Origin of the sequence: Rubrivirga marina, assembly GCF_002283365.1 — a bacterium.
Lineage (GTDB): Bacteria > Bacteroidota > Rhodothermia > Rhodothermales > Rubricoccaceae > Rubrivirga > Rubrivirga marina.
In genome coordinates, this window is record NZ_MQWD01000001.1 from 3996711 (window position 1) to 4023029 (window position 26319).

The window sequence follows — 26319 nt, forward strand, 5'->3', positions numbered from 1 at the left end:
CGGAGGGGGCCGAGGAGAAGGTGGGGGACGAACTCACGGGGGTAGGGGGGCGTCGCTGGGGCCGTCGCAAGCGCCGCGCCAGCGGCACGGGGCCCCCAAACGGCCCGTCCGGTATCGTCCTGCCCCCTGTGCCGACGTGCTTTCGACCCATCGGCGGCACGATTGGTAATCCCGGCGTGCCCCTCCCCCGCCCCATTCCGTCTCAGGAAGGGACGCCGGTCCCGTTCTGAGAGCGCGCGCCTTCCGCCCCCCGGCGACGCGGCGTCTCGTTTCCAGAGCGCGGACGCATTCCGACTCCGGAGGAGTCCGGCCTGGACCACATCACGCGCACGGGCCCCTACGCACGTGGGGGCGGCCGGGCGATGCCGGCCGCCCCCACGGGGTCAGGCGTCGGAGGCGGGAGGCCTCGCTAGTTCGTCCGGCACGCCAGCACGATGTCGTTGTGCTTCCGGAGGTGCGTGTTCGTAGCCGGGTCGGGCAGGCAGAGGAGTTGCTCGTTCGACTCGTTGCCCGGCGGCCGGTGGAGCACGGGGTTCTTCCAGTTTTGGCGGCACTGGCAGGCGAAGTCGTTCGTCGGGTCACTCGGCGGCGGCTCGGTCGGCGGTGGCTCGGTCGGCGTCGGCTGGGTAGGCGGCGGCTCGGTCGGCGGCGGCTCCGTGGGCGGGGGCGTCGTCGGCTCGTCGTCGGGGTCGTCGTCGGTGGGCGGCGGCGTGACCGGCTGGTCGGGCACGTCGTCGTGCTCCTCCCCGCAGTCGTCCTGCGTGTTGTAGTACTGGTTGAGCTTGCCCTGGTAGTTCGCGTCATACGGGCTGATCACGCCGACCTCGATGACTTGATCGGAGAAGTCAGGGCGGTTGCCGTAATCACGGAGGACGCGGTAGCCTTTGCCGTCGACGTCGGGCCAACCGAGGCCGTCGTAGCCGTACATCTTGAGCGCCTGGAGGCTCTGCACCGGGTTGTCGGAGCCGGGCCGGTCCCACGACGTGTTGTGGATGTCCTCCCAGCCGACGCGCCAGACGTTCCGCTTGTTCGGACGCTTCTCGACGAAGGCCCAGATGTCCTCGTGGGCCTGGTCGAGGTTGCCCGCCTCGACGTCGAGCGCGCGGTGGATGTAGTCGAAGCCGGTCAGGCCGTAGGAATACTCTCGGGCGTACTCCCGGAGCTCGCACTCCGACATGCGCGACGACGGGCGCATGGAGCAGTTCTGGTCGACGGCGATGTAGAAGTTGAGCTGGGTCCCGGGCTCGGCCCACACAAGACGGGCCGGACGGGCCGTCCGACGGTCCCGGTTGTCGGGCGCGAAGAGCATGATGGGCTCGGGCACGTCGCCGTCCTCCATGTCCATGGTGTACATCTCAAGGAACACGGCCGAGCAGTAGCCCGCCATCGACTCGAGGAACGAGACGTCGACGATCCCGCCGCGCTCGGCGATCATCACGTACACCCGGTACTCGTCGTGCATGGTGTACTCGGCGTCGCCGAATTTCCCAGTCGCCACGATGCGGACGCTGTGCCCCGACGTCGGGTCGGCTCGGACCGTGTACTCGCCGCCGGCGAACCGGCCCGTCGAGTACGTCCCGCTCCGGCCGGCGTTGCCCGGGCCATTAAAGGCGTGAGCCCCGGCCAGGAGTTCGTCGCCATACGCCCGGAGCTCGCCCATGCCGACGTTGAACGCGGACGCGGCGATCTCGCGCGCGATGACTTCTTCCTGGTACGCCCGCTGGTCCTTGGACGTCCGTTCTTCTGTGATCGTGGTGTTGTACAGTTGCTTGGTCAGCACGAGGCCGGAACCGAGCACCAGTACGAGAAGAGCCTTGCCCATGGTGGGGATGGTCTATGAGGAAAGGGAAGCGCGCTCAGTTCTCGAGCGATGGCGGCGGCGTCCAGTACGGACGCACTTTGAGGGTTTTCACCCAGTACAGTTCGCGCAGGTAGTTGTCCGGCTTCAGCACGTACTCGGGGACGACCCCGAACCGGACCCGGATGTAGTCGACCTTGTAGACGTCGATGTCGTTGGCCGGGTCGTCGTCGATCCGGGGGGTCTCTCCCATCCGATCCAGCAGGTCGATCTGGAAGAAGGAGAGGGTCCCGATGCTCCACGTGTTGTGGACCCAGTCGTCGTCGGCGATGCTCGCCAGCGGGGGCGGGACGTCGTGCGCCGGGAAGTCCACGACGACGGAGTCGCGGTGGACCTGGTACATCTGGTACGTCGTGTCGCGGAACGTGGCGAACTCCGTCTCGACCAACCGGTACCGCTTAAAGATTCGGGACTGGTCGCCGTTCGTCGCGGTGGTGTCGCTGTAGAACACCCACTCGGTGGCGTTGCCCGTCTCCGGGTCGACCGTCGGCTCCTCGAAGCGGTACATGTTGGTACCGAAGTTGGCCCCGATGTCCATGATATCGCGCTCGACCCACTGGCCGAACACGAGCGTCTTGGCCTTGACCGAGTGCGAGGCGACCTGCTCGATGCTCGCGTGCTGAGACCGGACCTGCGTGACCTGGAGGCCCAGCAGGAGGACGCATGCGACGACGATCGCGACGAGGTTGTCGAGGATGAACTGCATGGGGGTGGGGGCTCGGGGAGCGAGCGCCTAGGGGTTCGGCGTCTGGTCGTGCGGCCCGCCGCCGCCACCGCCGCCGCCACCCTCTCCGTAGGTCGGGTCGTAGTACGGCGAGTTCTCGTAGTCCATCTCGGCCTTGATCGGGTCGTAGGACACGACGCGGGTGGCCCGGTAGACGCCGTTCTCGTCGCCCGCGAACGGCGAGCGGATGTCGATGAGGATCCGCTTGTGGCGGGTCGGGGCAGACGCCTCGGCCATGCTCTCGGGGTTGTCGACGTAGTAGACCTGCATCCGGACCTCGAACGGGAGCTTCCGGTCGTGCGAGAGGGCGATCTCGACGTCCCGCCATCCGTCATCGTCGATGTCGTTCGGGTCCCAGGCCACGTCGTCGACGTCGTCGCAGTCGGGGGTATTCGCCGGCTTGAGCAAGTCGCACCCGTCGGTCCCGCGGTCCGTCGCGCCGAACGTCGTCCCCTCCGTGAACTCGTCGGGGTCCTCCGGCACGTTCCCGTTCTCGTCGCTGATGGCCGACGGCGTTGACTCCTCGTCGAACGACCGGCCGTCGACGAACGCGAGGACCTCCGAGGCGAGGCCCGCGGCCGCCAGTTCGACCTCGTCCGACACGAGGTTGTTGTGCGACCGGAGCGTGAGCCGCTGCTGGTTGAACGTCAGGAACGACGCGAGGACGAGCGCGAGGAGGGCGAGGAGGGTTTGTGGCATGAGCCTGCCGAGTGAGCCGGCACGAAGGTGACTCGGGGTGTCGGCAGGGCGCTAACCCTTTTGAACCTAACGGGTCAATTTGACGCGCCCGGGTTCCATCTGAGGGCCGGGCAGCGTCTCCCGTTCCTCAGGGAACGCTCCACGGGGCCGAACCGGCGGGCTAGTGCTCGCCCGCCGTGACCCGCATCATCTCCTCCAGCGAGACCTCCCCGCGGAGCACGAGGACGCGAGCCGACGCCTGGAGCGTGAGCATCCCCTCGCTCTCCCCGATCCGCCGGATCTCCTCCTCGTTGATCTCGCCGCCCGCCGACACGATCGAGGCCTGGATGGCCGGCGAGAAGTACAGGGCCTCGGCGCACGCGCGGCGGCCCTTGTAGCCCTTCCCCTTGCACGTCGAGCAGGACGAGCCCGTGTTGGCCTCGTAGATCTGAGCCTCGGCGATCTCCTCGGGCGTGAACCCGAGCTCGGCCATCATGAGTTCGTCGCGCTCGGCCATCGGCTTGCGGCAGTCCGGGCAGAGCGTCCGGATGAGCCGCTGGGCCACGACGAGGTTGATGGCGTAGGCGATGAGGAACGGCTCGAGGCCCATCTTGTAGAGCCGCGACACGGCGCTCGGCGCGTCGTTCGTGTGGAGCGTCGAGAACGTGAGGTGGCCCGTGTTGGCCAGCTTGATCGCGAGCTCGGCCGTGTCCTTATCGCGCATCTCGCCGACCATGACCACGTCGGGGTCGTGCCGGAGGATCGCGCGGAGCGCCTGCTCCAGCGACAGCTTGTGGCTCAGCTTGATCTGGCGGACGCCCGGGATGATGTACTCGACCGGGTCCTCGACCGTGAGCACGTTGACCTCCGGCGTCACGACGTTCGAGAGCGCGGCGACGAGCGTCGTCGACTTGCCCGAGCCCGTCGGGCCGGTCAGGATGACCATCCCGTGCGGCCTCCGGATGGCCTGGTTGAACTTCTCCAGCGCGCCCTCCAGCAGCCCCAGCTTGCCTAGGTCCGTGATGACCTTCCGGTCGTCGAGGATCCGGATGACGATGGACTCGGCGCGGACCTCCGGGTTCGCGTTGGCGATCGGGAGGATCGAGACGCGGTAGCGGATGAGGGTCCCGTCGATCTTGCGCTGGATGAACCCGTCCTGGGCCATGTCGCGCTCGAACCGGTCGACGTTGAGTGAGGCGTCCTTGAACACGGCTAGGAGCGCCTCGGGGTGCCCGCGCGTCTCGGTGTGCCAGTGCGCCAGGCGGCCGTCGACGCGGAAGTGGACCTCCGTCTGGCGCTTCGCGTTCGGCCAGATGTGGATGTCCGAGGCCCCCATCCGGACGCCCTCGACCAGGATGGCCTCCGTCAGGTTGAGGAGCGCCGACTGCGAGATCTCGGCCTCTAGGGCGTCCTCGTCGACGAGCCCCTTCTCCCCGCTCTCGAACGACACGCCGAAGTCGACGTCGGGCGCGTCGGACTCGGACAGCCGCTCGAGGTACTCGTTCTTGCGCGGGAACGCCTCGACCAGCACGCGGTCGACGACGTCGCCGGGCGCGTAGCACAGCTCGAACCGCTCGAGCTCGAGGCTGTTGATGACCTTCTGCAGCTCCGGCCGCATCGGGTCCTCCGTGATGAAGACGAGCTTGAGGATCCCCGACGGCTGGTCCTGCGCGTAGGCGTACGGGACCGCCTTGAGCTCGATGAGCTTGTCGCCGAGCCCCTCGTCGAACGACTCGATGACGGTCTTGGCGAACTCGGCCTCGGGCTCGCGGTCCTTGACCGGCGCCAGCCGGAAGGCGTACGTCGCCGCCGCCTGCTCGAACACGTGGTTCCGGTCGACCCCCTTGACCGTCGTGAGGCTCCGCCAGAGCGGCGTCCGCCCGCCGGCCTGCTTCCGCTCGGCCTCGGCGGCCGTGACCTGCTCGGCCGTGACCAGCCCGCGCCGGAGCAACGCCTGCACGACGCGGTCCTGGACGTGGGAGTAGGCCTGGTCCTGGGCGACCGGAGCGGCCGGCCCACCGACCGTCCGGGCGACCGCTGCGTGGGGCGAGCCCGCGGCGGGGGGGGCACCGGCCACGCGGGCCGCGTCCGGGCGGGGCCCGGGGACGACGGCCGAGGGGCGCGGGGGAGGAGAGAGCGGTGGCATGGGGAGCGTGAGTCGGTCCGGGGGACGGATGGTGGATGGGCGGCTCTGGGGCTAGCCGCCCATGCCCATCATCTCGTTCGAGGACGGGCGGATGAGGGCGGTCTCGGCCGAGAGGACCGTCAGGAACCCGACCATGAGCCCGATGAACAGGCCCACGAACGTCTGGATCGTCTCGACGGCGGTCTTCAGCTTGAGCGACGTCTCGCGCTCGTAGTAGTCGGCCATCTGCTGGGCGCTCTTCCGGACGGCGCCCGTCTCGGCGCCCGTCTTGAAGCGCGACAGCGTCATCGGCGTGAACACGCCGGCGGCCTCCATCGACTCGACGAGGCCGGCGCCCTTGCCCATCATCGCCGGGATCGTGATCGTCTTGATCCGGTGCTCCATGTACGGGTTGCCGGCCGCCTCGGCGGCCACGCGGATGACCTCGAGGTTCTCGCCCGAGCCCGAGTACAGGATGGCGAAGACCCGGCAGAACACCTCGATGTTCAGCTTGTGGAGGAGCTGCCCGATCACGGGGATCTTGATCATGTACTTCGCGATGAGGTACTGGCCCTTCGGCGTCCGCGCCCACGCCACGAAGGCCACGATGGCGACGAGCGTGATCACGCCCATGAGCCCCATCCACTTGTCGAGAAACGCGCTCATTGCCAGCGAGAACGTCGTCAGCGGCGGGAGCTCGATGCCCTCGAACGAGGCGAAGAGCCCGGCCGTCTCCGGGACGATGTACCAGACGTACCAGATGAACACGCCGATCGTGGCGAGGATGGTCACGGCCGGCATGATGAGCGCGCTCTTGACGCTCTTCTTGAACTCGTCGCGGCGCTCGAGGAAGCGGGCCGTGGCCTCGTAGATCTCGGCCATGTTGCCCGACTGGCTCGCCACGCCGAGCATGTACGCCGTGAACTTGCCCAGGCTGTCCTGGTGTTTCATGAAGGCCTGCTTGGCCTCCATCCCGCCCTTCAGGTCGGAGGCGATGTCGCGGAGGATCTGCTTCAGCGACTTCGAGGAGATGTCCGTCATGAGGAGGTTCATGACCTCCGTGAACGCCATCTTCTCCATGAGCAGGTTCGCCGCGAGGCGGACGAACATGATCACGTCGCCCGTCGGCGGCTTCGGGCTGTAGTTGATGAGGTTCTTCTGGATCGAGACGACCTCCATCCCCATCCGCTCGAGCGCGCTCCGGATCTCGTCCTCGGCGTACGCCTTCTGCTCGCCCGTCACGACCTTCCCCGACGGGTGCTTGATCTTGTACTTGAAGATCATCCGCTGCTCGAGGTCCCGGAGCGTAAACGTGTGGCGCTCCGAGAGCGCCTTGACCTTCTTCTGGGCCGCCTTCTTGTTCGGGGCGTAGACCGTCCCCTGGACGGTCTGGCCACCTTGGGCGACGCCGTTGAAACGGAACTCGGGCATGAGGGCTCGGAGGGGGGCCGGTGGTATCGACGGACGACCGCGCCGGCTTAACGGCCCGATGCGGGTCGTCTGGAGGACATCCCCGGCCGGTGAGCCGTCCCGCTCTGAGACGCGGCATCGGTCCCCTCCCCTACTCGTCCGACTCCGGCCCGGGCGCCCCCGAGGCGGGCCAGGGTAGACCGCACGCGCTCGTGGGCCTAGAGCCGGCCGAGACGTCTCGCCATGCGCCACCGCCGTCGCTCCGTCCGCCTCGCGCGCCACGACTACGCCCACCCGGGCGCTTGCTTCGTGACGATCTGCACCCACGGTGGCGCCACCTCTCCCGCCGCGGCGGATGCTTCGCCCCTACCGGGCGCCGCGCGATCGCCGCGCGGCCGTCGGGCACCGGGGTCATCCGCGACCGGGCCGGTCCGCCTCGGACGCCCGCCGAGGCGGGCCGGGCCAGGCGGCTACGCGTCGGTGCCGGGCTCGTCGTCCAAGCCGATCTCGCCGTCGAACGAGATGTCGCTGCCGACCACGTCGTACTGGTCGATGAACATGCGGACGGCGACGCCCTCGTAGCGGTCACTCACGCCGGTAACCTCGAGCCGTGTCGGCGTGGCCTCGGTGATCCGGAAGCGCCCGCGGACTGTGGTCGAGTCGAGCCCGAGCGTCTGTAGCCCGCCCTCCGCCAGCCGTTCGTACGACATGTTGCCGCCGTTGTACGGGTCCTGTGTGATCTTCCACTGGACGGCCGACCCGGTGATGGCAAGGCCCCGGTCGAGGAGCGCGTCCGCCTCGTCCTGCCGGAAGCCTTTGTCGAGCATCGGGAAGGCCGCGGAGATGGAGAGGGCGACGAGGACGACGCCAATGACGAGGAGGAGGAGCTGTTGCTGTCCCATGGGAGTGGGGTCGGGAGAATCGAACGAGACGACGACCTCAGAACCAGTTCGCCCCCGCCAGAACGAGTCTGACGGGGGCGAAGCGAGCCTGGACCCGGGAGGGCTCAGGGGCTGGACTACGCCTCGTTGGCGCAGGTGTCCGAGTTGGTGACCGTGGTCGTGATGTCGCTCGGGCCGGTGCCATCGACGACAGCCTGGACTGTGTTCTTGGTCTCGCTGTTGCAACCGATGATCGTAACCGTAGCGGCATCGCCGGTCCCAGTCACCGTCAAGCCGTAGGAGCCGTTGAGGTTACCGTACGCGCCGGTGGCCGCGTCATTCTGGCCAAGCGTGTAGCCGAGGCTCGTAAGCGTGACGCCCTCGAAGGAGCCATTGCCACCGCCGAACGCCGTCGGCTTGAGGTTCCAGGCCTGCGCGTCGGAAGCGATGCGGATGACGTCGTTCGTGATCGCGTCGGAGTTGGCCTTCTTCTGGTTCTCACCGAAGGCCTGGATGCCCACGACGACGGCGAGGCCGACGATGACGATGCCGAGGACGAGGAGGAGGAGCTGCTGCTGTCCCATGGGAGTGTGGTGTGGTGTTGAGGCGGGGGCGCCCCGGGTGGTTGAGTGCCCCCCTGCGAGAGCGTCGGGGCGGTTGAAGCGGCGGCCTTACAGGACCGCCAGGGGTTCGGTCGGCTCTTCAGCCAGGGCCGTGCCCGTTTGTCGATGGACGCCGGCCCCACCGCTTCACCGTCTGCGTAGCGTCCGCTTTTCTACGGTTTTCGGCCGATTAACCGCCCTCAAGGCCCACTCCGCCCGCCTCGGGGGCGTCGGCGACGCCCGGCCGGCGGTGGTTCGATTCGAAACGGACCGGGAGGAATCCCCTCCCCGAGGGTCCGTTTCGGAACCGTCGGGCCCCGCCAGCCGTGGGCACGCCGCACCCTCTCCACCTGTCCATGCCCGACTCGACCGACCCCCAATCCACCGTCCCCCAGTCCAGCGACGAGCCGACCCTCCAGTCCGAGGCCCAGCGCCTCGCCGACGCCGCCCGCCACCGGGCCACCGAGGCCGTCGAGGAACTGAAGGTGGCGTCCAACCAAGTCGTCGACAAGGTCCGCGAGTACATCGAGGACGCCAACGTCAAGCGCGTCACGATCAAGCGCCAGGGGAAGGTCCTCCTCGAGATCCCCCTGACCGTCGGCGTCGGGGCGGGCGCGGCGGCGCTCCTGCTCAACCCGGTCCTCTCGGCCGTCGGCGCCCTCGCGGCGCTCGTCTCCGACGTCACGCTCGTCGTCGAGCGCGTCGACGGCGCGGCGGCCGACGAGCACGTCGCGAACGTCAACGCGCCCGAGGCGAACGACAACGCCGGCGACGACGCGGCCGACAAGACCGTCGGCAAGCCGAACGAGTAGGCCCTCCCCCGCCCCGTCTCGCCGCGCGGGCCGTTCGTCGGACGGCCCGCGCGTGTTCTGTATGGACCTCGACGACGCCCGCGCCCTCCTCGACCCGCTCGTCGAGCGCTACGAGCGGACGGCCTTCATCGACGACGACCCCGTCTCGGTGGTCCACGCCTTCGACGACCCGGCCGACCGCGAGGTGATCGGGCTGTACGCGGCGATCCTCGCGTGGGGCCGCCGGTCCGTGATCCTCTCGAAGCTGGCCGAGCTCGTCGACCGGATGGACGCGCGGCCGGCCCAGTTCGTCCGCACGTTCACGCCGTCGAAGGCCGACCGCCTCGACGGGTTCAAGCACCGGACGTTCTCCTCCGCCGACGCCGTCGCCCTCACGCGCTCGCTCCGCGCCGCGATCGACCGCTACGGCTCGCTCGGTGATCTCTTCGCAAGCGGCCTCGACCCTGACGACGACGTCGGACCGGCGATCCAGCGCTTTTCCGACACCCTCCTCACCATCGTCCCCGAGGCAGGCATGCGGACGAAGCACCTCGCGCGGCCGTCGACCGGGAGCGCGTGCAAGCGGCTCGCGATGTACGCCCGGTGGATGACGCGGCCCGGCCCCGTCGACCTCAGCGTGTGGGCGGGCGTCCGGCCCGACCAACTCGTCATCCCGCTCGACATCCACACCGGCACGCAGGCGCGGAGGCTCGGTCTGCTGGAGCGACGCTACGACGACTGGCGGGCCGTCCAGGAGCTCACCGACGTCTGCCGGGCGCTCTGCCCTGAGGACCCCGCGCGCTACGACTTCGCTCTGTTCGGATTGGGCGCGTACGGGGGAGAGCCCATCGGGTAATTGGGTGAGGACAGATCGGGTGATTGGAGTGCCATCCGGTCTGCCTCGGCGTCGAGGTGAGCGGTACGGCCGCCCAGTGCGCATTCTGCCAGAGATGACTCGCGACTACCAACAGAGTCCGCAGGCGCCCCGATCACCAATCACCCGATCGCAACTCGCCCATTCAGACCTCGCCGCCGACGCCTCGGTACGTCTGCTGGTAGTAGAGGAGCGGCTCGCGGCCGGCGCCCTCGATCACGTGGGTGACCTCGCCGACATAGACGGTATGGTCGCCAGCCTCGAACCGCGCGTGGGGCTGGCAGAGGAGGACGCCGAGTGAGCCGCGCAGAAGCGGCGGCCCCGCCCCGCGGAGGTGTCCGAACGGGGCCAGCTGGTCCTCCCCGTCGAGGTCGGGCACGGCGAAGTGGGCCGCGACGTCGGCCTGGTCGGCGGCGAGGAGGTGGACGGCCCAGTCCTCGGCCGCGGCGAGCGCGACGTGGAGTTGCGTCCCGTGCGTGACGTTGATCGAGACGAGCGGCGGGTCGAGCGAGACGCTCGTGAACGAGCCGATCGTCGCCCCGCGGGGGCCGTCGTCGGTCTCCGTCGTCACGACGACGACCGGCGAGGGGAGGTCGCGGAGCGCGTGCCGGAGCGCCTCGCCCGTCGCGGGCACGGTCTCCGGGCACTCGGACGCGCGGTCGGCGGGGGGCGGGGTCGTCGCGGTGGCCATGTCGGTGGGACGACCGACCGCGGGCGGGGGTCCCACCCTCCTCCCCTCGACGGCTCCCTGAGCGGAGCCGATGGGCCGAGGCGGCCGGAGGGACGCTAGCCCGCAAAGGCGTCCTTGACCCGACCGAAAAAGCCCTTCTTGTCGCGCGTGCCCGGCGCCGGCTTGAGGTCGGGCTCGAGGCGGAGCTGCTCGAGCGTCTCGCGGAGCGGGCCGGAGACCTGCTCCGGCGTCCAGACGTGGACGCGGACCAGTTGGTCGCCGCGGCGGCCGCCGCCGACCTCGGGGAGCCCGCGGCCCCGCATCCGCAGGACGCGGCCCGACTGGATGCCGGGGTCGATCTGGAGCTTGGCGCGGCCCCGGAGCGTCGGGACCGTGGCCTCCGTGCCGAGCGCGGCGTCGGGGAACGAGAGGTAGAGGTCGTAGACCACGTCGAGCCCCTCGCGCTGGAAGTGCTCGTGCGGCTGCTCGTCGATCTCGACGCGGAGCGCGCCGGCCGCGCCGCCGCGGACGCCCGCGTTGCCGGCGCCCCGGATCTGGAGGTAGTGCCCGCCGGAGACGCCGGCCGGCACCTCGACGGTCACGCTCTCCTCGCCCTTGACGCGGCCCTCGCCCTCGCAGACGTGGCACTTCTCGTCGATCGTCCGCCCCTCGCCCTCGCACGTCGGGCACGGCTGGACGTTGACGAACTGGCCGAAGAACGACGTCGACACCTGGCGGACCTCGCCGGAGCCCTGGCACGTCGGGCACGTCGAGTACCCGCTCTGCTTGTCCTCGGCGCCGGTCCCGTCGCAGTGGTCGCACCCGACGAACTTCCGGAGCTTGAGCTGCCGCTCGACGCCCTCAGCGACCTCCTCCAGCGTCAGCGCGAGGCGGACGCGGAGGTCGGTGCCGGGGCGGCCCTGGCCGCGGCGCTGGCCCGGCCGCCGGCCGAACACGTCCTCGAACCGCCCCTCCCCACCGAAGATGTCGGAGAAGGCCGAGAAGATGTCCGAGATGTCGGTGAACCCGGTGGGGCCCTGGCCGCCCGCGCCCCCGTTCAGGCCGGCCCGGCCGAACCGGTCGTAGCGCGCGCGCTTGTCGGGGTTCGAGAGGATCTCGTAGGCCTCGGCGGCCTCCTTGAAGTTGGCCTCGGCCTCGGCGTCGCCGGGGTTCCGGTCTGGGTGGTACTGGAGCGCCTTCTTCCGGTAGGCCTTCTTGATCTCGTCGGCCGTCGCCGTGCGGGCGACGCCCAGGACGTCGTAGAAGTCTCGCTCGGCGGTGTTGGCGGGCATGGACGGATCGGGGGGACGAAACGGAACGCTACGAGGCGGACACGCGGCGGTTACTCCGCGACGATGACGCGCGCGTGACGGAGGACGCGGTCGCCGAGGCGGTAGCCGGGCTGGATCTCGGCCAAGACCGTGCCGGACTCGGTGCCCTCCGGCGCCGGCTGCTGCATCATCGCCTCGTGCTCGTGCTCGTCGAACGGCTTGCCGACCGCCTCGATGGGCGTCACGCCGACCCGCTGGAGGGCGTCGGAGAACTTCTGGAACACGAGCTCGATGCCCTGGCTGAGGGCGTCGAACGACGGCGACCCGGAGTCCTGCTGCGCCGCGCGCTGGGCCGCGTCGAGCGAGCGCGTGAGGTCGTCGTAGACGTCGAGAATGGGAATCAGGACGGCCCGGCGGCCCTGTCGGACGGCCTCCTCGCGGTCGGTGAGGGACCGGCGGCGGTAGTTGTCGTACTCGGCCGTAAGACGGAGGAGCCGGTCCTGGAGGCGGTCGATCTCTTCGGCGGCACCATCGGAAGCCTCGGGCGCATCGCCGGCGTCGGCGACGTGCGCGTCCGGCTCGGCGACGGCCTCGTCGTCGAAGTGGGCGTCGGAGGGGGAGAAATCGCGGTCGGCCATGCGGGGGGGAGAGTGGACCGTCGCCGGCAACATCGGAAGGTCCGGCGGCGGGGTCGAACGAAACAGGTGGGAAATGGGGGCGAACGCCGGAAGGACGGACCCGCCCGGCGGCGCGCTAGTCCGGGGGCGAGTCGCCGAGGAGCCGGGCCACGTACTCGACGAGGCCGACGGCTCTGGAGTAGTCCATCCGCGTCGGGCCGAGCACGGCCACGGCGCCGACGCTCTCGCCGACGCGGTACGGTGCCGTGACGACGGAGTACGCCGGGCCGTCCTCGACGTCGGGACGCCCCCGCTCGACCTCGCGGCCGATCAGGACGACGGCCCGGTCCGCCTCGGTGGGGTCGACGAGGCGCGGGCGCTCGAGGAGGTGGACCACGACGTCCTCGCTCTCGACGAGCTCGATCACGTCGCGGACCCACTCGGGGCGCGCGAACTCGGGCTGGGCCACGAGGTGCTGCGCCCCACCGATGGCCGCCCGCCGCGCCGGCGTGGACTCGCGAAAGAGCGTCTTCCCATCCCGGAGGACGACGCGAACGATCCCCGTCCGGTCCTCGTCTTCGAGGTCGCGGACGCGCTCGCGGCCGGTCCGCCGGATCTCCTCCAGCGAGTGGCCCGCCAGGCGCTCGTTGAGCCGCCGGACGATGCCGTCGACCGCCTCGGGGCGGACGTCGACGTCGACCTCGGCGGCGACGGTCCGGGCGAGCCCGCCGCGGAGGGCGAGGACGAACAGGACGCGCGCGCCGCCGAGGGGCACGACCTCGATCCGCTCCAGCACGCCCGTCGACAGGCTCGGGGTGAGGACGACGCCGAGGAGCTGGCTCAGGCGCCCGAGCACGCGGCTCGTCTCTCGGGCCACGGCCTCGAGGTCGCCGAGGCGGCGGCGGACGCTCTCGCGCAGGAGGCCCGCCTCGCGCTCCGAGAGCCCCGTCACGTCCATCAACCCGTCGACGTAGAGCCGGTAGCCGAGCTCGGTCGGGACGCGACCGGCCGACGTGTGGGGGTGGCCGAGGTAGCCGGCCTCCTCGAGGTCGCGCATCGTGGCGCGGACCGACGCGCTCGACAGTTCGACCTCGTCGGCCAGCGTCTTCGACCCGACCGGGGAGGCCGTGTCGATAAAGTGCTGGACGACGCGCCGGAGCACGTCTTCCTGGCGGGTGGTGAGCGGGGCGGGGTCGGTCATGGCGGCAGAGAGAACGAATCTAGCCGCTCGCTCGTCCCCTGGAGGTCCGGCCTCCCCGGACGTTTTCACCGACGCCTTACCGAGGCACGCCCCAGACCATGATCCCGCCGAGGTGGGCCGTCCAGGCGACGAGCGCGGCGGCCAGGACCGCGGGCAGGACGACGAGCAGCCGGCCCCACAGCGGCTCCCGCTTCCGGGGCGGCGGGGCCTCCTCCCCGTCCTCGACAGGTTTCGGGCGGCGGAGCCGGGCCGCCGAAACGACGCCGAAGGCGACGGCCGCGAGCGCGCTCGTCCAGATCGTCCACTCCGCCCCCGCCTCGTGCCGCTCGACGACCTCCTCGACGATGGGGTCGCCTTCGACGGCGTTCTCGAGGGCGTGTCCGGTCTCCTGTGCCACCCACGCGCTGACCGTCCCGAGCACGAACAGGATCAGCCCGGCCTGCCGCCATCCCGCCCGCCCGAGCACTAGGTACAGCCCGGCCGCGCCGGCCCCCAGCAGAATCAGCACGAGCGGAAAGTGGACCGCCAGCGGGTGGAGGAACGGGATCTCGTACTGGGCGATGAGGTCCATGGCGCGGGGGGTCTCGATTCCTGCGTCTCGCTCGACGGCCCAGCGTGTGTCGTGTTGCGGAACTGGGCCGCAGGGTCACACAACGCGGACCGTGCTACACGTCGACGAGGGGCGTGCCGGTCATGGCGTCGGGAGCCTCGAGGCCCATCAGCGCGAGGATCGTCGGGGCCACGTCGCCCAGCTTGCCGGGACGGACGGGGCCGTCGAACCCGGGCGCCTCGATGTGGTGCGGGACCGGGACCGTCGTGTGGGCCGTGTGCGGCGTCCCGTCCGGGTTCCGCATCCGGTCGGCGTTGCCGTGGTCGGCGATGACCTCGATGGAGTAGCCCTTCTCCCGGGCCGCCTCGATCACGACGCGGGCCGCCTCGTCGACGGCTTCGACGGCCTGTACGGCCGCCTCGAACACGCCCGTGTGCCCGACCATGTCGGGGTTGGCGAAGTTGAGCACGACGAGGTTCGGCGCCTCCTCGCGGATCGCCGCCGCCACGCGCTGGGCCAGCTCGGGCGCGCTCATCTCGGGCTGGAGGTCGTAGGTCGCCACCTTCGGGCTCGGGACGAGCACGCGCGACTCCCCGTCGTACTGGACCTCCCGGCCGCCGTTGAAGAAGAACGTGACGTGCGGGTACTTCTCGGTCTCGGCCGCGCGGAGTTGCGTGAGCCCGGCGCGCGCGACGACCTCGCCCAGCGTGTCGTCGAGGTTGGCCTTCTCGAACACGACGGGCACGTCGAACGCCGCGCTGTACGGCGTCATCGTGACGTAGTGGAGGTCGAGACGCGGGCCGCGCTCGAAGCCGTCGAAGTCCGCGTCGGTGAACGCGTGCGTGAGCTGGCGGCCGCGGTCGGAGCGGAAGTTGAAGAACACGACGGCGTCGCCGTCGCCGACCCGCGTGCCCACCCCGTCGCCGAGGACGCCGGGCTCGACGAACTCGTCGGTCGTGCCGTCGGCGTAGCTCTGCTGCAGGTAGGCGGCCGGATCGTCGTAGCTCGTCCCCTCCCCTTCCGTGAGGAGCCGGTACGCCTTCTCGGTCCGCTCCCAGCGGTGGTCGCGGTCCATCGCCCAGTACCGCCCGACGACCGACCCGACCACGCCGACCCCGGCCGCCTCGATGGCCGCCTGGACGTCGCGGACGTAGCCGGCCCCCGCCTCGGGCCCCGTGTCGCGCCCGTCGGTGAACGCGTGGACGACGACGCGGTCCAGGCCCTCCTTGGCGGCCAGGTCGAGCAGCGCCGCGAGGTGGGCGAGGTGGGAATGGACGCCGCCCGTCGAGACGAGGCCCATGAGGTGGAGCGTCGACTCGTTCGCCTGGGCGTGCTGGACGGCCGCCCGGAGCACGGCGTTCTCGGCGAGCGCCCCCTCCTCGATGGCCTTGTCGATCCGCGTGATGTCCTGGTACACCACGCGCCCGGCGCCGAGGTTGAGGTGGCCGACCTCGGAGTTCCCCATCTGCCCCGCCGGCAGCCCGACGGCCCGGCCGGACGCCTCCAACGTGGAGCCCGGCGTCGCGGCGAAGAACGCGTCGAGGAACGGCTTCTCAGCGGCGTCGATGGCGGAGACCGACGGGTCCTCGGCGATGCCGTAGCCGTCGAGGATGATCAGGATGTGGTTCTGAGGCACGGGGCGGGGCGGGGATGAGGCGGGCGGAACGCCGAGCGCGCGGACGGGCTCCGTCGGACGCTACGCCGAGGCCGGCGTCCCCGGTGTGAGGGCCGCGTCAGGATTCAGCGGGCCGCCGTCGGTGCCGAGGAACGACGTGCAGTGCGCGCACCGGCTGGCGGCGTACGGGACCGTCTCGCGACAGTAGGCACACTTCTTCGTGGCCGGCTGGTCGGGCGCGTCGGCCTGCCCGAACTCGTCGCGGATCTCCTCCGACGCCCGCCGGACCGCCCGGACCAGGACGAACACGGCGACGGCCACGACGAGGAACGTCAGGAGGTGCGTCAGGAACGCGCCGTAGTTGAGCGTGACCGCGCCCGCCTCGGTCGCCGCCTCAAGCGTGGCGTACGGCCCGGCCGCCGCGTCGCCCTCGCGCAGCAGGAGGTAGTAGTCCGAAAAGTCCGTGTCGCCGAGGACGAGCCCGATCGGCGGCATCAGGAGGTCGTTGACGAGCGACTGGGCGACGGTCGTGAACGCCGCGCCGACGGTGAACCCGATGGCGAGGTCGACGAGGTTGCCGCGGAGCGCGAACGTCTTGAAGTCGGAGAGCAGGGCCATCGGGGGGTCGGGCGAGGCCCGGTGCATCGGGTGATCGGGCGAGGGCAGATCGGGTGATTGGGATGGCGGTCCCTCACCGCGGCTCATCGCAGGACGGACGCCACCAGCCGAGCGCGAGCGCTCACAAGGTGCCTCTGCCGAGGGGGTGGCGCCACCCCGTACCGACGGGCGCCCCAATCATCCATCACCCGATCGCACCTCACCCGATCCGGTAATCTTTGACCTTCCTGGTCGTCCGGCCGGTCCGGGCGTCGAACACGTTCATGGAGCCCGTCCAGGGGTCGGCGATCTGCTCCGTCCCGTAGCGGTCGGTCTTCGTGGCCGGCTCGTCGAAGTAGCGGCCCGCGGTCTTGGAATAGTAGCGGCCCCGCTTCGGGTCGAGGCCGGAGAGCGGGTCGGGCAGCTTCTGGAGGGCGGCGTAGTAGTCGCAGAGGTCCGTGAGCGGGCACCGCTCGCACTTCGGGGCGCGGGCCTCGCAGGTGTAGCGACCGTGGAGGATGAGGAGGTGGTGGGCCTCGCCCCAGTCCTCGCGCGGGATCACGCGGCGGAGGCCCTTCTCGACCGCCAGCGGCGTCGGCTGGTCCTTGACCAGCCCGATCCGGTTCGCCACTCGGAACACGTGCGTGTCGACGGCGATCGCGGCCTCGCCAAAGGCCACCGCGACGACCACGTTGGCCGTCTTCCGCCCGACCCCGGCCAGCGTCGTCAGCTCCTTGTGCTCGCGCGGGACCTCGCCGCCGTACTCGTCGCGGAGCATCCGGGCCGTCTTGGCGAGCGCCTTCGCCTTGTTGTTGGGGTACGAGACCGAGCGGATGTACTCGAAGATCTCGTCGGCCTCGGCCTCGGCCATCGCGGCGGCATCGGGGTAGGCCTCGAACAGGGCCGGCGTCACCAGGTTGACCCGCTTGTCGGTGCACTGGGCCGAGAGGATGACGGCGACGAGGAGTTCGAACTCGCTCCGGAACTGGAGTTCGGTCTCGGGCGCGGGGATCGCCTCGCGGAGACGGTCGAGGACGCGGGCGGTCTTTTCGGTTCGGGTCACGGGCGGATCGAGGGCGCCTCGTCTCCCCATGTCATCCTGAGCGGAGCCGCGCAGCGGCGGCGCAGAGGGATCTCCGCCGAGCACGTCGCCCGGCAGGGCTCCACTGGCCGTGCGCGACGGAGATCCTTCGACTCGCTCCGCTCGCTCAGGATGACATTCGGAGTGGGCGAAGAGCGAAAGGGCTGAGGGTCTGAAGATCCTACCGCAGGGGGTGTTCCGCCGAGGTCCCCGAGGGGACGCCCGCCCCAGCGTCGCCCGGTAGCTTCCGGCATGCGCCTCCTCCCCGTCCTCCTGCTGACCGCCGCACTGGCGTTCACCGTCCGCGCCCAGCCCGCCGACTTCCCCGGCCTCGGCGCCGAGGTGGGCGCGGTCGGGCTGTCGGACTCCGCCCGCGTCTCGCTCCTCACGATGCTGCCGGGCGACGAGGTGTACAGCCTCTGGGGCCACAACGCCATCCGCATCGCCGACCCGGCCTCGGGCATCGACCGGGCCTACAACTACGGGACGTTCGACGCGAGCCAGCCCCACTTCGTCCTCCGGTTCCTGTCGGGCCGACTGAACTACCTCCTCGACACGGCCCCGTTCGACTACGAGCTCCGGCGCTACGCGGCACAGGGGCGGCCCATCGTCGAGCAGACGCTCGACCTCCGCCCCGAGACCGTCCGCGCGCTTTACGACCTCCTCGAGACGAACGCGCTGCCCCAGAACCGGGACTACCGCTACGACTTCCTCCGCGACAACTGCTCGACGCGGCTCCTCGACGTCCTCGACGCCGCGCTCGCCGAGACGGGACGGCCCGTCGTCGCCCTGCCCCCCACCGACACGGCCTCGACCTTCCGCGACGACGTCCGCCGGTACATGGTGGGCGACCCGCTCGTCGACGTCGGCACGGCGCTCGGCCTCGGGCTCCCGATGGACCGGGTGCCGACGCGGCGCGAGGCCGTCTTCCTCCCGCTCGCCCTCGCCGAGGCGCTCGACGGCGCGACCGTCGCCGGACGTCCGCTCGTGACCGAGCGCGACACGCTGTTCTGGATTGAGGGCGCCGGGCTTCCCGAACCCGCCTTCCCCTGGCCAGCCGTCGTCACCTGGGGCCTGCTCGTCGTCGGGCTGGCCGGCGCCGTGTTCGGGTCGCGGCTGCCCACCGGCCTCCGCCGCCTCGGCCGCCTCGCCGACGCCCTCCTGTTCGCCGCGGCCGGATTCGCCGGGACGGTCCTCCTCCTGCTCTGGACGGCGACCGACCACTACGTCACCGAGGCCAACGTCGAGCTCCTCTGGCTCTGGCCGACGCACCTCGCGTTCGCGATCCCGCTCCTCCGCGTCGACCTCCCCCCCGTCTGGCGGCGCTACGCGCTCGCCGCGGCTGTCGTCGCCGCCCTCTCCGTCGTCGTGTGGATCGCGGCGCCGGAGCCCGTCCACCCGGCCACGCTCCCCCTCGCGCTGCTGGTGGCGGTCCGCGCCGGGGATCGGTCACGGGGGAAAGCCTGAAACGGCCTGCAGGACGGACTTCCCAGCCTTCCCGCCCGTTGGCCACACATGTACGCTCTCCTCTACCGCTCCCGCGCCCGCCCTGGCCTTCTGGCGTCGGATCTGAACCACATCATCGAGACGGCGGAGGCCCGCAACTCCGACCTCGACGTGACGGGCCTGCTCCTCTACGGCCAACTCGCGGTCGTGCCCGGCGCCCCTGGCGAGTTCGTCCAGTGGATCGAGGGGACGGAAGAGGCCGTCGAAGGCCTGTACGCCGAGATCGCGACCGACAAGCGCCACTTCGACCCCGAGGTTCTGGCTCGCGGCCCCATCCGAGAGCTCCAGGGCGCGAACGGCGCGTTCGTGCCGTCGGGGCGGCTGTTCCCGACTTGGTCGATGGGACTCGTCCGTCTCTCCGAGTTGCCGGCGACGCTCTCGGGCTTCCTCGAGTTCGCTCGCGACTGGGACCGGCAGGTCGCGACGATGGCGTAGCGGCGGGCTCGTCCGGGGCTCCACGCGGGCCGGCATCCTCCTCGGCGCCGAGGAGGGCTCACAACAAACGCCCGCCGCCAAGGAGGCGCCGGGCGGGGTACCGCGTACGGGATTTGAACCCGTGTTACCGCCGTGAAAGGGCGGCGTCCTAAACCCCTAGACGAACGCGGCAGGGGCCGCTCGCACCCGAAGGCGGAGCGGCGGGGAGACTAGTGGGAATTGAACCCACGACCTCCAGGGCCACAACCTGGCGCTCTAACCAACTGAGCTATAGCCTCCGTGTCCCGTTAAGGAACGGACCGAAAAGGTACGCGCGGCGTCGGCGTCCGCTTTGGGAGCCCGATTGAAAATCCGCGAAGCACGCTCGTCACGACTCCGGGAGCGTACCGGCGATCGTCTCGTGGAGGTCAGCCGGACGGAGGTGGCGGCGGACGGCGGCCGTGACCTCGTCGGTCGTGAGCGCCTGGACGAGGTCCGGGTAGCGGTCGAGGTAGCCGACGTCGAACCCGCGCTCGGCGTTGACGAGGAGCCGCGCAGCGACGCCCGCCGTCGTCGCGAGGGCCACGACGTGCTGGCCGGCGAGCGTCGTCCGCGTGGCGGCGAGGGCCTCCTCCCCCACCCCCTCGTCCACGAAAGCCTCCACCTCGGCGCGCGTCGCGGCGATGCCGCGGTCGAGGTTCTCCTGGCTCAGCGTGACGTTGACACGGAGGTGCCCGTCGTGGCGGACGCTCGGCCCGCCCAGCGACGCGCCGATCCCGTACGTCAGCCCCTGCTCGTCGCGGACCGTCTGCATGAGCCGGCCCGAGAAGTTGCCGCCGAGGGCGAACACGCCGGCGAACGCCGCGAGGAAGTCGTCGCTGTCGCGGCGGAGGTCGACGGCGTGCCCGAGGCGGACGTCGAGGTTGCGGCGGTCGGCCATCTCGACGACCGTCCGGCCCGGCGGCTCAGGGGCCGCCTCGGCGTCGAAGACGGGGGACCGCCCGTGCGGCGGCCAGTCGCCGAGCGACGCCGCGACGGCGGCCTCGACGGCCTCGGGGTCCACGTCGCCCACGAACGCGATCGTCAGCCCGTCGGACCCGACGTGGTCGGCGTGGTACTGGCGGACGGCCTCGGGCGTGACGGCCTCGACGGCCTGGAGCTCGGCCTCCGGCGCGAGCGCGTAGTTGGGGTGGGCCGGACCGTAGAGCCGCCGTGCGAGCGCGCCCGACGCCTGCGACCCCGTCGACTCGAGCGACCGCCGGACGCCCGCGATGGCGCGGACGACGGCCTTCTGGACCTCGTCGGCGTCGAGGGCCGGCGTCCGGAGCTGCTCGGCGAGAATGGCGATGACGTCAGCGAGGTCGTCGCGGAGGGCGCGGCCGGCGAAGCCCATCCGGAGGCCGTCGGAGTAGAACGAGACCTGGGCCCCGCGGCCTTCGAGGGCCTCCGCGATCTCGAACCGGTCGCGGGTCCGGGTCCCCTTGTCGAGGAGGTTCGCCACGAGCGACTGGACCACGTCGTCGGCCGCGCCGAGGTCGGGCGCCGCCTCGAACGAGCCCCGGAAGCTGACCACGTCGCGGACGCCGGTGTGGAGGAGGAGCAGCCGGGCTGAGCCGGCGGTGGCGTCGTGAACGCGGGGGGCGAGGTGGACGTCGGACAAATCAGAGGGGAAAGCAGGAGGGCTACACGCGGCGGGCCGGGCGGTGATCCGGCCGGGACTGCCCGCCTCGGGGGAGCGCGGGCCGAGGCGGGGCTACGCCTCGTCCGGCACGTACCACGCCACCGTCAAGCGGTCGTTGTCGAGGACCGACGCGGCGGCGGCCTGGACGTCGGCGGCGGAGACGGCCTCGATCCGGTCGCGGTAGTCTGCGAAGAGCGTCCAGTCGCCGACGGCGACCGCCTCGTTGATCTGCGAGACGACGGCGTACGGTCCGTCGCGACCGAAGGCCTCGTCGGCGACGACTTGGCGGCGGGCGCGGGCGAGCTCGGCGTCGGTGACCCCGTCGTCGGCGACGGCCTGGAGCGCGGCCTGGAGGGCCGCCTCGGCGGCGTCGTGGGCCACGTCGGGCGCGAGCGTGGCGTAGGCGATGAACAGGCCGGGGTCGCGGAGCCGCGGGAAGTACGCGCTGGCCGACGTCGACAGCCCCGCGTCCGTGAGCGCGCGGTAGAGCCGGCCGCTCTTGCCGGCGGCCAGGACCTGGACGAGCACGTCGAGGGCGTCGGCGGTGTCGTCGAGGCCGGCGGGGGCCTTGTAGGCGAGGAGCACGGCGCCGAGCTCGCCGGCCTGGCGGACCACGACCCGCCGCTCGCCGCGCTGTTCGGGCTCGCGGGTCACGGCCGCGTCGAACGGGCGGTGGACGAGCGGCTCGGGCGCGTCCGGGGCCGCCTCGGGGCCGGCGGCGAGCGGCCCGAAGTGCCGGTCGAGCAGGTCGAGGGCCTCGGCCCGGTCGAACTGGCCGGCGACGGTCGCCGTCGCGTTCTGCGGCCAGTAGTAGGTGTCGTAGAAGTGGCGGAGGCCCTCGGCCGTGACGGTCTCGACGTCGCTCCGCCAGCCGATGACGGGGTGACCGTAGGGGTGGGCGTGGAAGGCCGTCGCGTAGGTCGCGTGGAGCAGCTTCCGGAGCGGCTCGTTCTCGCCCCGGTCGAGCTCGTTGAGCACGACGGTCCGCTCGCTCGCGAGGTCCTCGTCGCGGACGCGCGCGCCGCGCATCCGGTCGGCCTCGATCTCGACGGCCTTCTCGAGGTGCTCGCTCGGGAGGAGCGCGTAGTAGTTCGTCCGGTCGTACCACGTCGTCGCGTTGATCTGGCCGCCGAGCGACTGGAGCACCTGGAACACGCTCGTGCCGAGGTCGCGGTTGAACCGCTCCGAGCCCTTGAACATGAGGTGCTCCAAGAGATGCGTCGCGCCCGTCAGCCCGGCCCCCTCGTTCCGGCTCCCGACGCGGTACGTCACCTGGAAGGCGACGACGGGCACGGCGGCCTCGGGGGCCAGCAGGACCGTCAGCCCGTTCCGGTGGCGGTACTCCTCGACGCCGCCGGCGGCCCGGACGAACTCGAAGGCGGCGTGATCGACGGGGGCGTCGGTCTCGAGGTCTACTTCTGCGGACGGCATGCAGTCGGGGACTGGGGCCGCGTACGACGGTCCGCCTCCGCCGCGGATCCCGGCCCCCCGCCCGACTCGGGTGCGAACGCACGGGGCTGCGTCGTCATATGAGGAGACAAGCCGGGCGGCCTCCCCGCCGATACCTTCTCTCCGACGACCTCCCCCCACCATGCGCGCCCCCCTCCTCTTCGTCCTCGCCCTCGCGGTGCTGGCCGGCTGCAAGCTGGAGCCGAGACAGCCCGTCGGCGCCGCCGAGCCCACGGCCGAGGGCGTCGCCCCGGCCCCGATGCCGGACCGGCCTCCGCCGCCGGGCACCCAGCCCGCGCCTCCCCCCGACGCCCTCGTCAATACGACGACGGCCGACGGGAAGGCCGCCGTCGTCCTCTACGTCACGGAGTGGTGCCCGTACTGCCGCGCCGCGCGTGAGTACATGGCGGCCGAGGACATCCCGCACGAGGTCGTCGACATCGAGAAGGACGAGGCCGGGGCGCGCGAGTACCAGGCCCGCGGGGGCACCGGCGGCATCCCGCTCGTGGCCGTCGGGACGAGCGTGATGGAGGGCTGGAACGAGGACATCGCCCGCGACATGCTCGACAAGGGCGGCTACGACTGATGGGCCGGCCCCGCCCGCCTCGGCACCGAGGCGGGCGGGGTCAGACCCACGGGTAGCCGGCGTCGCGCGGGTGGATCACGCGGACCTCGGCGGGCCACTCGATCCCGAACGCCGGGTCGTCCCACCGCACGCCGCGGCCGGCGTCGGGCGCGTACGGCGCCGAGATCATGTAGAACACCTCCGTCGCGTCCTCCAGCGTGAGGAAGCCGTGGGCGCAGCCCTCGGGCACGTACAGCGCGACGCCGTTCTCGGCCGTCAGCGTCTCGCCGTGCCACTGGCGGAACGTCGGCGAGCCCGGCCGAAGATCCAGGCACACGTCGTAGAGCGCCCCGCGCGTGCAGCGGACGAGCTTCGCCTCTTCGTACGGCGCCGCCTGGTAGTGCATCCCGCGCAGCGTGCCAGCGGCGGCGTTGTACGAGACCGAGCACTGCGCGACCACCCCGTTCAGCCCGGCCTCCGCCAGCACCGCGCCGTCCCACGTCCGCGCAAAGTGCCCTCGGTCGTCCGCGTGCCGCTCCGGACGGACGACGACGCAGCCGGGGATCTTCGTTGGCTCCAGGTTCATGTCTCGGGGGTCGATCATCCGGTGCCCCAGCCCCAGACGATCAAAAGACCTCGATCTCCGGAATCGGCACGACGAACTGGCCGCCCCACTCCCGGATGCCGGCCATCTGGGCCGAGATCTCGTCGCGGAGGTTCCACGGCAGGATGAGCACGTAGTCCGGGCGGGTCTCAAAAATCCGCTCCGGCGCGTGGACGGGGATGCGGGCGCCGGGCGTGTAGGTCCCCTGCTTGTACGGGTTCCGGTCGACGGTGTAGTCCAAGAGATCGGTCCGGATGCCGCAGTAGTTGAGGAGCGTGTTGCCCTTGCCGGGCGCGCCGTAGCCGACGACCGTCTTGCCGTCGCGGCGGGCCCGGATCAGGAAGTCGAGGAGGCCGCGCTTCGTCTCGCGCACCTGCTCCGCGAACCGGGCGTACGTCGCGAGGTCGTCGACGCCCCAGGCCTGCTCGCGGGCTCTGAGTTCGATCGCGCGGGCGGTCAGCGGCTTCGAGGCGTCGGCCGCGTGGCGGGCGTAGATGCGGAGCGACCCACCGTGCGTCGGCAGTTCCTCCACGTCGAACAGGACGAGTCCGTGCCGCTCGAACACGCGCTCAACGGCCGTGAACGACAGGTACGAAAAGTGCTCGTGGTAGATCGTGTCGAACTGGTTGTGGTCGACCAGTCGCACGAGGTGGGGGAACTCGGCCGTGACGACGCCCGCGTCAGCCAGGAGCACCGCGAGGCCGGCGACGAAGCTGTTGAGGTGGGGCGTGTGCGCGAGCACGTTGTTGGCCGCGATGACGTCGGCGCGGAGCCCCTCGGCGCGCATGGCCCGGGCCTCGTCCTCCCCGAAGAAGGCCACGCGGGTGGGCACGCCCTTGGCCCGGGCCGCCTCGGCGACGTTGGCGGCCGGCTCGACGCCGAGGCACGGGATGCCCCGCGCCACGGCGTGCTGGAGGAGGTACCCGTCGTTCGACGCGACCTCGACCATCAGCGAGTCCGTCCCTAGCCCGAACCGCTCGGCGACGGCCGCGACGTAGCGCTCGGCGTGGGCGACCCACGAGTCGGAGTACGACGAGAAGTAGGCGTACTCCCCCTCGAAGATGGCCTCTGGCGGAACGACCTCGTCGATCTGCACGAGCGAGCACTCGTGGCAAACGAAGGCGTGGAGCGGGTAGTACGTCTCGCCCTGCATCAGCTCCTCGGGCCGCACCACATTCTGGCACGGCGGGCTCGACCCGAGGTCGACCATCGAATAGCGGAGCGGCGTCCCGCACGAGCGGCACGGGAAGCCCTGGTCGGGGACGTCGGCGGGGAGCGCACGGACGGAGTCGAGGACTTGCATGGGACCGGGAGGAAGCGACGCGGGGCGAGGGCGGACCGGGCTAGGCGTTGGCGAGGGCGGGCGCCGGGGTGGCCGCGCCGTCGCCCGAGGCGGGCCAGGTCGTCCGGCGGAGGTCGGGCGCGAGCGCGCCGGAGGCCAACAGGCTCTCGAGATGGGCGATCCGCGAGTAGCGCGGCCCCTCGAAGACCTCCGGCGGGAGGTCGAGCCCTTCCAGGGCGTCGCGCACCTGGCGCACGCCGTCGCGGACGGTCCACGTCGGGCGCCAGTCGGGCAGGCGCTCGGCGATCTTGGCGAAGCTCACGCGGTACGAGCGCGTGTCCGGCGAGGCGCCGTCGGCGAACGTGACCTCGCAGCCGGGGACCTCGTCTCCCACGATCGTCGCCACGTCGCGGATCTGGTAGTTCTCGCCCTCGCGCCCCACGTTGAACGCCTCGTCGTGGACGGCCTCGCGGGGCGCCTCCAGCGCCGCGAGCACGGCCCGGCTCACGTCCTCGACATGGACGAGCGGCCGCCAGGGCGTCCCGTCACTTTTCATCCGGATGGCGCCGGTCGACACCGCCCAGGCCGTGAGGTTGTTCACGACGAGGTCGAACCGGAGCCGCGGGCTCACGCCGTAGACCGTCGCGTTGCGGAGGTAGACCGGCGAGAAGCCGTCGCTCGCGAGCGGCCGGATGCCCGCCTCGGCGTCGACCTTGGCCTGGCCGTAGGGCGTGACGGGGCGGAAGGCCGCCGTCTCGGTCACGGCGTCCTGGCCGGCCGCGCCGTAGAGGCTGCAGGAGGAGGCGAACACGAACCGCGACACGCCGGCCTCCCGTGCGAGGGTCGCGAGGCGGACGCTGGCGTCGGCGTTGATGGCCTCCGTGAGGCCGGGCCGGAGGTTCCCGAGCGGGTCGTTCGAGAGGTTCGCGAGGTGCACGACGGCGTCGAACCCGTCGAGGTCGGCGGGGATCGCATCGCGGACGTCGCGACGGACGCCGGGGACGGGATCGGGCTGGAGGCCGAAGGCGCACGCCGAGAACAGACCGGCGTCGAGGCCGCGGACCTCGTGTCCGGCGTCGCGGAGGATCGGAGCGAGGACGGTGCCGATGTAGCCGTCGTGGCCCGTGAGGAGGATGCGCATGAGAACCAGAGGGGACGGCGGGCGCTCGGGCCAAGACCGTTCCACCTGCGGCGCGCGCCCTCTAGTCGCCCCAGACCGAACGCGACCGTTCCCGGACGTCCCACCCGATCCGAAACGAAACGGGGCCGCCCG

25 protein-coding genes and 2 tRNA genes are annotated in these 26319 nt (G+C 71.3%); 5 read left to right on the forward strand and 22 right to left on the reverse strand.

Annotation, left to right across the window (positions count from 1 at the left end; all coding sequences use genetic code 11):
* Nucleotides 1-409 precede the first annotated feature (409 nt).
* From BSZ37_RS17030 to BSZ37_RS17060, 7 genes are all read right to left on the reverse strand, one after another.
* A complete protein-coding gene (locus tag BSZ37_RS17030) occupies nt 410-1822 on the reverse strand; it encodes a hypothetical protein (protein ID WP_095511704.1) in 1413 nt (470 codons plus the stop codon).
* Between the two features lie 34 nt (nt 1823-1856).
* Complete coding sequence (locus BSZ37_RS17035) at nt 1857-2564, reverse strand: hypothetical protein (protein WP_095511705.1); 708 nt, start codon at nt 2562-2564, stop codon at nt 1857-1859.
* 27 nt (nt 2565-2591) lie between these two features.
* Nucleotides 2592-3281 (reverse strand): hypothetical protein, encoded by a 690-nt coding sequence (locus BSZ37_RS17040; protein ID WP_095511706.1) that lies wholly within the window; start codon nt 3279-3281, stop codon nt 2592-2594.
* Nucleotides 3282-3441: 160 nt separating this feature from the next.
* Nucleotides 3442-5406, reverse strand: a complete 1965-nt coding sequence (locus tag BSZ37_RS17045) for a GspE/PulE family protein (RefSeq protein ID WP_095511707.1) — start codon at nt 5404-5406, stop codon at nt 3442-3444.
* Nucleotides 5407-5457: 51 nt separating this feature from the next.
* Nucleotides 5458-6816 carry a type II secretion system F family protein gene (locus tag BSZ37_RS17050; protein ID WP_095511708.1) on the reverse strand — a complete coding sequence of 453 codons (1359 nt, stop codon included), beginning with the start codon at nt 6814-6816 and terminating at the stop codon, nt 5458-5460.
* A 449-nt stretch (nt 6817-7265) separates the two neighbouring features.
* The gene (locus tag BSZ37_RS17055) at nt 7266-7697 is read right to left on the reverse strand and encodes a hypothetical protein (RefSeq protein WP_095511709.1); all 432 of its coding nucleotides are present in this window, start codon (nt 7695-7697) and stop codon (nt 7266-7268) included.
* Nucleotides 7698-7813: 116 nt separating this feature from the next.
* A complete protein-coding gene (locus tag BSZ37_RS17060; RefSeq protein ID WP_095511710.1) occupies nt 7814-8260 on the reverse strand; it encodes a hypothetical protein in 447 nt (148 codons plus the stop codon).
* 374 nt (nt 8261-8634) lie between these two features.
* On the opposite strand from BSZ37_RS17060, the gene BSZ37_RS17065 reads away from it, so the two are divergent.
* Both BSZ37_RS17065 and BSZ37_RS17070 read left to right on the forward strand, forming a co-directional pair.
* Complete coding sequence (locus BSZ37_RS17065; RefSeq protein WP_095512438.1) at nt 8635-9090, forward strand: DUF4342 domain-containing protein; 456 nt, start codon at nt 8635-8637, stop codon at nt 9088-9090.
* Between the two features lie 61 nt (nt 9091-9151).
* Entirely contained in the window at nt 9152-9925 is a 774-nt protein-coding gene (locus BSZ37_RS17070) for a TIGR02757 family protein (protein ID WP_095511711.1), read from the forward strand.
* A 163-nt stretch (nt 9926-10088) separates the two neighbouring features.
* On the opposite strand, the gene BSZ37_RS17075 is transcribed toward BSZ37_RS17070, so the two are convergent.
* The 8 genes from BSZ37_RS17075 to nth all read right to left on the reverse strand — a co-directional run bounded on the left by BSZ37_RS17075 (nt 10089) and on the right by nth (nt 17527).
* Nucleotides 10089-10634, reverse strand: a complete 546-nt coding sequence (locus tag BSZ37_RS17075) for a flavin reductase family protein (protein WP_095511712.1) — start codon at nt 10632-10634, stop codon at nt 10089-10091.
* 95 nt (nt 10635-10729) lie between these two features.
* On the reverse strand, nt 10730-11905 hold the full coding sequence (gene dnaJ / locus BSZ37_RS17080; protein ID WP_095511713.1) for a molecular chaperone DnaJ: 1176 nt from the start codon (nt 11903-11905) through the stop codon (nt 10730-10732).
* Nucleotides 11906-11955: 50 nt separating this feature from the next.
* Nucleotides 11956-12522 (reverse strand): nucleotide exchange factor GrpE, encoded by a 567-nt coding sequence (locus BSZ37_RS17085; RefSeq protein ID WP_179299721.1) that lies wholly within the window; start codon nt 12520-12522, stop codon nt 11956-11958.
* A 115-nt stretch (nt 12523-12637) separates the two neighbouring features.
* Nucleotides 12638-13702, reverse strand: a complete 1065-nt coding sequence (gene hrcA, locus BSZ37_RS17090; RefSeq protein ID WP_095511715.1) for a heat-inducible transcriptional repressor HrcA — start codon at nt 13700-13702, stop codon at nt 12638-12640.
* A gap of 76 nt (nt 13703-13778) precedes the next feature.
* Entirely contained in the window at nt 13779-14273 is a 495-nt protein-coding gene (locus BSZ37_RS17095) for a DUF2231 domain-containing protein (protein ID WP_095511716.1), read from the reverse strand.
* A gap of 94 nt (nt 14274-14367) precedes the next feature.
* A complete protein-coding gene (gene gpmI, locus BSZ37_RS17100; RefSeq protein ID WP_095511717.1) occupies nt 14368-15888 on the reverse strand; it encodes a 2,3-bisphosphoglycerate-independent phosphoglycerate mutase in 1521 nt (506 codons plus the stop codon).
* 60 nt (nt 15889-15948) lie between these two features.
* On the reverse strand, nt 15949-16485 hold the full coding sequence (mscL, locus tag BSZ37_RS17105) for a large conductance mechanosensitive channel protein MscL (RefSeq protein ID WP_218830544.1): 537 nt from the start codon (nt 16483-16485) through the stop codon (nt 15949-15951).
* Nucleotides 16486-16684: 199 nt separating this feature from the next.
* Nucleotides 16685-17527 carry an endonuclease III gene (gene nth, locus BSZ37_RS17110; protein ID WP_218830545.1) on the reverse strand — a complete coding sequence of 281 codons (843 nt, stop codon included), beginning with the start codon at nt 17525-17527 and terminating at the stop codon, nt 16685-16687.
* A gap of 270 nt (nt 17528-17797) precedes the next feature.
* On the opposite strand from nth, the gene BSZ37_RS17115 reads away from it, so the two are divergent.
* Both BSZ37_RS17115 and BSZ37_RS17120 read left to right on the forward strand, forming a co-directional pair.
* Entirely contained in the window at nt 17798-19012 is a 1215-nt protein-coding gene (locus BSZ37_RS17115) for an Lnb N-terminal periplasmic domain-containing protein (RefSeq protein ID WP_095511719.1), read from the forward strand.
* Nucleotides 19013-19060: 48 nt separating this feature from the next.
* Nucleotides 19061-19486 (forward strand): BLUF domain-containing protein, encoded by a 426-nt coding sequence (locus BSZ37_RS17120; RefSeq protein ID WP_095511720.1) that lies wholly within the window; start codon nt 19061-19063, stop codon nt 19484-19486.
* 98 nt (nt 19487-19584) lie between these two features.
* On the opposite strand, the gene BSZ37_RS17125 is transcribed toward BSZ37_RS17120, so the two are convergent.
* The 4 genes from BSZ37_RS17125 to BSZ37_RS17140 all read right to left on the reverse strand — a co-directional run bounded on the left by BSZ37_RS17125 (nt 19585) and on the right by BSZ37_RS17140 (nt 22577).
* Nucleotides 19585-19657 (reverse strand) — tRNA-Glu (locus tag BSZ37_RS17125).
* 33 nt (nt 19658-19690) lie between these two features.
* Nucleotides 19691-19764 (reverse strand) — tRNA-His (locus BSZ37_RS17130).
* Nucleotides 19765-19853: 89 nt separating this feature from the next.
* A complete protein-coding gene (locus BSZ37_RS17135; RefSeq protein WP_095511721.1) occupies nt 19854-21125 on the reverse strand; it encodes a M16 family metallopeptidase in 1272 nt (423 codons plus the stop codon).
* A 93-nt stretch (nt 21126-21218) separates the two neighbouring features.
* On the reverse strand, nt 21219-22577 hold the full coding sequence (locus BSZ37_RS17140) for a M16 family metallopeptidase (protein ID WP_095511722.1): 1359 nt from the start codon (nt 22575-22577) through the stop codon (nt 21219-21221).
* Between the two features lie 160 nt (nt 22578-22737).
* On the opposite strand from BSZ37_RS17140, the gene BSZ37_RS17145 reads away from it, so the two are divergent.
* Complete coding sequence (locus tag BSZ37_RS17145; protein ID WP_179299722.1) at nt 22738-23181, forward strand: glutaredoxin family protein; 444 nt, start codon at nt 22738-22740, stop codon at nt 23179-23181.
* Between the two features lie 40 nt (nt 23182-23221).
* On the opposite strand, the gene rfbC is transcribed toward BSZ37_RS17145, so the two are convergent.
* The 3 genes from rfbC to BSZ37_RS17160 are packed head-to-tail and all read right to left on the reverse strand — an operon-like array spanning nt 23222 to nt 26187.
* Nucleotides 23222-23764 carry a dTDP-4-dehydrorhamnose 3,5-epimerase gene (gene rfbC, locus BSZ37_RS17150; RefSeq protein WP_218830546.1) on the reverse strand — a complete coding sequence of 181 codons (543 nt, stop codon included), beginning with the start codon at nt 23762-23764 and terminating at the stop codon, nt 23222-23224.
* 22 nt (nt 23765-23786) lie between these two features.
* A complete protein-coding gene (locus BSZ37_RS17155) occupies nt 23787-25067 on the reverse strand; it encodes a class I SAM-dependent methyltransferase (RefSeq protein WP_095511724.1) in 1281 nt (426 codons plus the stop codon).
* Nucleotides 25068-25107: 40 nt separating this feature from the next.
* Nucleotides 25108-26187, reverse strand: coding sequence for an NAD-dependent epimerase/dehydratase family protein (locus tag BSZ37_RS17160; RefSeq protein ID WP_095511725.1), 1080 nt, complete (start codon nt 26185-26187; stop codon nt 25108-25110).
* Nucleotides 26188-26319: the final 132 nt, after the last annotated feature.

Excerpts from the sequence above, each read along its gene's own strand:
- BSZ37_RS17030 (WP_095511704.1), bottom strand. The coding sequence starts at position 1,822 with ATGGGCAAGGCTCTTCTCGTACTGGTGCTCGGTTCCGGCCTCGTGCTG.
- BSZ37_RS17035 (WP_095511705.1), bottom strand. The coding sequence starts at position 2,564 with ATGCAGTTCATCCTCGACAACCTCGTCGCGATCGTCGTCGCATGCGTC.
- BSZ37_RS17040 (WP_095511706.1), bottom strand. The coding sequence starts at position 3,281 with ATGCCACAAACCCTCCTCGCCCTCCTCGCGCTCGTCCTCGCGTCGTTC.
- BSZ37_RS17045 (WP_095511707.1), bottom strand. The coding sequence starts at position 5,406 with ATGCCACCGCTCTCTCCTCCCCCGCGCCCCTCGGCCGTCGTCCCCGGG.
- BSZ37_RS17050 (WP_095511708.1), bottom strand. The coding sequence starts at position 6,816 with ATGCCCGAGTTCCGTTTCAACGGCGTCGCCCAAGGTGGCCAGACCGTC.
- BSZ37_RS17055 (WP_095511709.1), bottom strand. The coding sequence starts at position 7,697 with ATGGGACAGCAACAGCTCCTCCTCCTCGTCATTGGCGTCGTCCTCGTC.
- BSZ37_RS17060 (WP_095511710.1), bottom strand. The coding sequence starts at position 8,260 with ATGGGACAGCAGCAGCTCCTCCTCCTCGTCCTCGGCATCGTCATCGTC.
- BSZ37_RS17065 (WP_095512438.1), top strand. The coding sequence starts at position 8,635 with ATGCCCGACTCGACCGACCCCCAATCCACCGTCCCCCAGTCCAGCGAC.
- BSZ37_RS17070 (WP_095511711.1), top strand. The coding sequence starts at position 9,152 with ATGGACCTCGACGACGCCCGCGCCCTCCTCGACCCGCTCGTCGAGCGC.
- BSZ37_RS17075 (WP_095511712.1), bottom strand. The coding sequence starts at position 10,634 with ATGGCCACCGCGACGACCCCGCCCCCCGCCGACCGCGCGTCCGAGTGC.
- dnaJ (WP_095511713.1), bottom strand. The coding sequence starts at position 11,905 with ATGCCCGCCAACACCGCCGAGCGAGACTTCTACGACGTCCTGGGCGTC.
- BSZ37_RS17085 (WP_179299721.1), bottom strand. The coding sequence starts at position 12,522 with ATGGCCGACCGCGATTTCTCCCCCTCCGACGCCCACTTCGACGACGAG.
- hrcA (WP_095511715.1), bottom strand. The coding sequence starts at position 13,702 with ATGACCGACCCCGCCCCGCTCACCACCCGCCAGGAAGACGTGCTCCGG.
- BSZ37_RS17095 (WP_095511716.1), bottom strand. The coding sequence starts at position 14,273 with ATGGACCTCATCGCCCAGTACGAGATCCCGTTCCTCCACCCGCTGGCG.
- mscL (WP_218830544.1), bottom strand. The coding sequence starts at position 16,485 with ATGGCCCTGCTCTCCGACTTCAAGACGTTCGCGCTCCGCGGCAACCTC.
- BSZ37_RS17115 (WP_095511719.1), top strand. The coding sequence starts at position 17,798 with ATGCGCCTCCTCCCCGTCCTCCTGCTGACCGCCGCACTGGCGTTCACC.
- BSZ37_RS17120 (WP_095511720.1), top strand. The coding sequence starts at position 19,061 with ATGTACGCTCTCCTCTACCGCTCCCGCGCCCGCCCTGGCCTTCTGGCG.
- BSZ37_RS17140 (WP_095511722.1), bottom strand. The coding sequence starts at position 22,577 with ATGCCGTCCGCAGAAGTAGACCTCGAGACCGACGCCCCCGTCGATCAC.
- BSZ37_RS17145 (WP_179299722.1), top strand. The coding sequence starts at position 22,738 with ATGCGCGCCCCCCTCCTCTTCGTCCTCGCCCTCGCGGTGCTGGCCGGC.
- rfbC (WP_218830546.1), bottom strand. The coding sequence starts at position 23,764 with ATGATCGACCCCCGAGACATGAACCTGGAGCCAACGAAGATCCCCGGC.
- BSZ37_RS17155 (WP_095511724.1), bottom strand. The coding sequence starts at position 25,067 with ATGCAAGTCCTCGACTCCGTCCGTGCGCTCCCCGCCGACGTCCCCGAC.
- BSZ37_RS17160 (WP_095511725.1), bottom strand. The coding sequence starts at position 26,187 with ATGCGCATCCTCCTCACGGGCCACGACGGCTACATCGGCACCGTCCTC.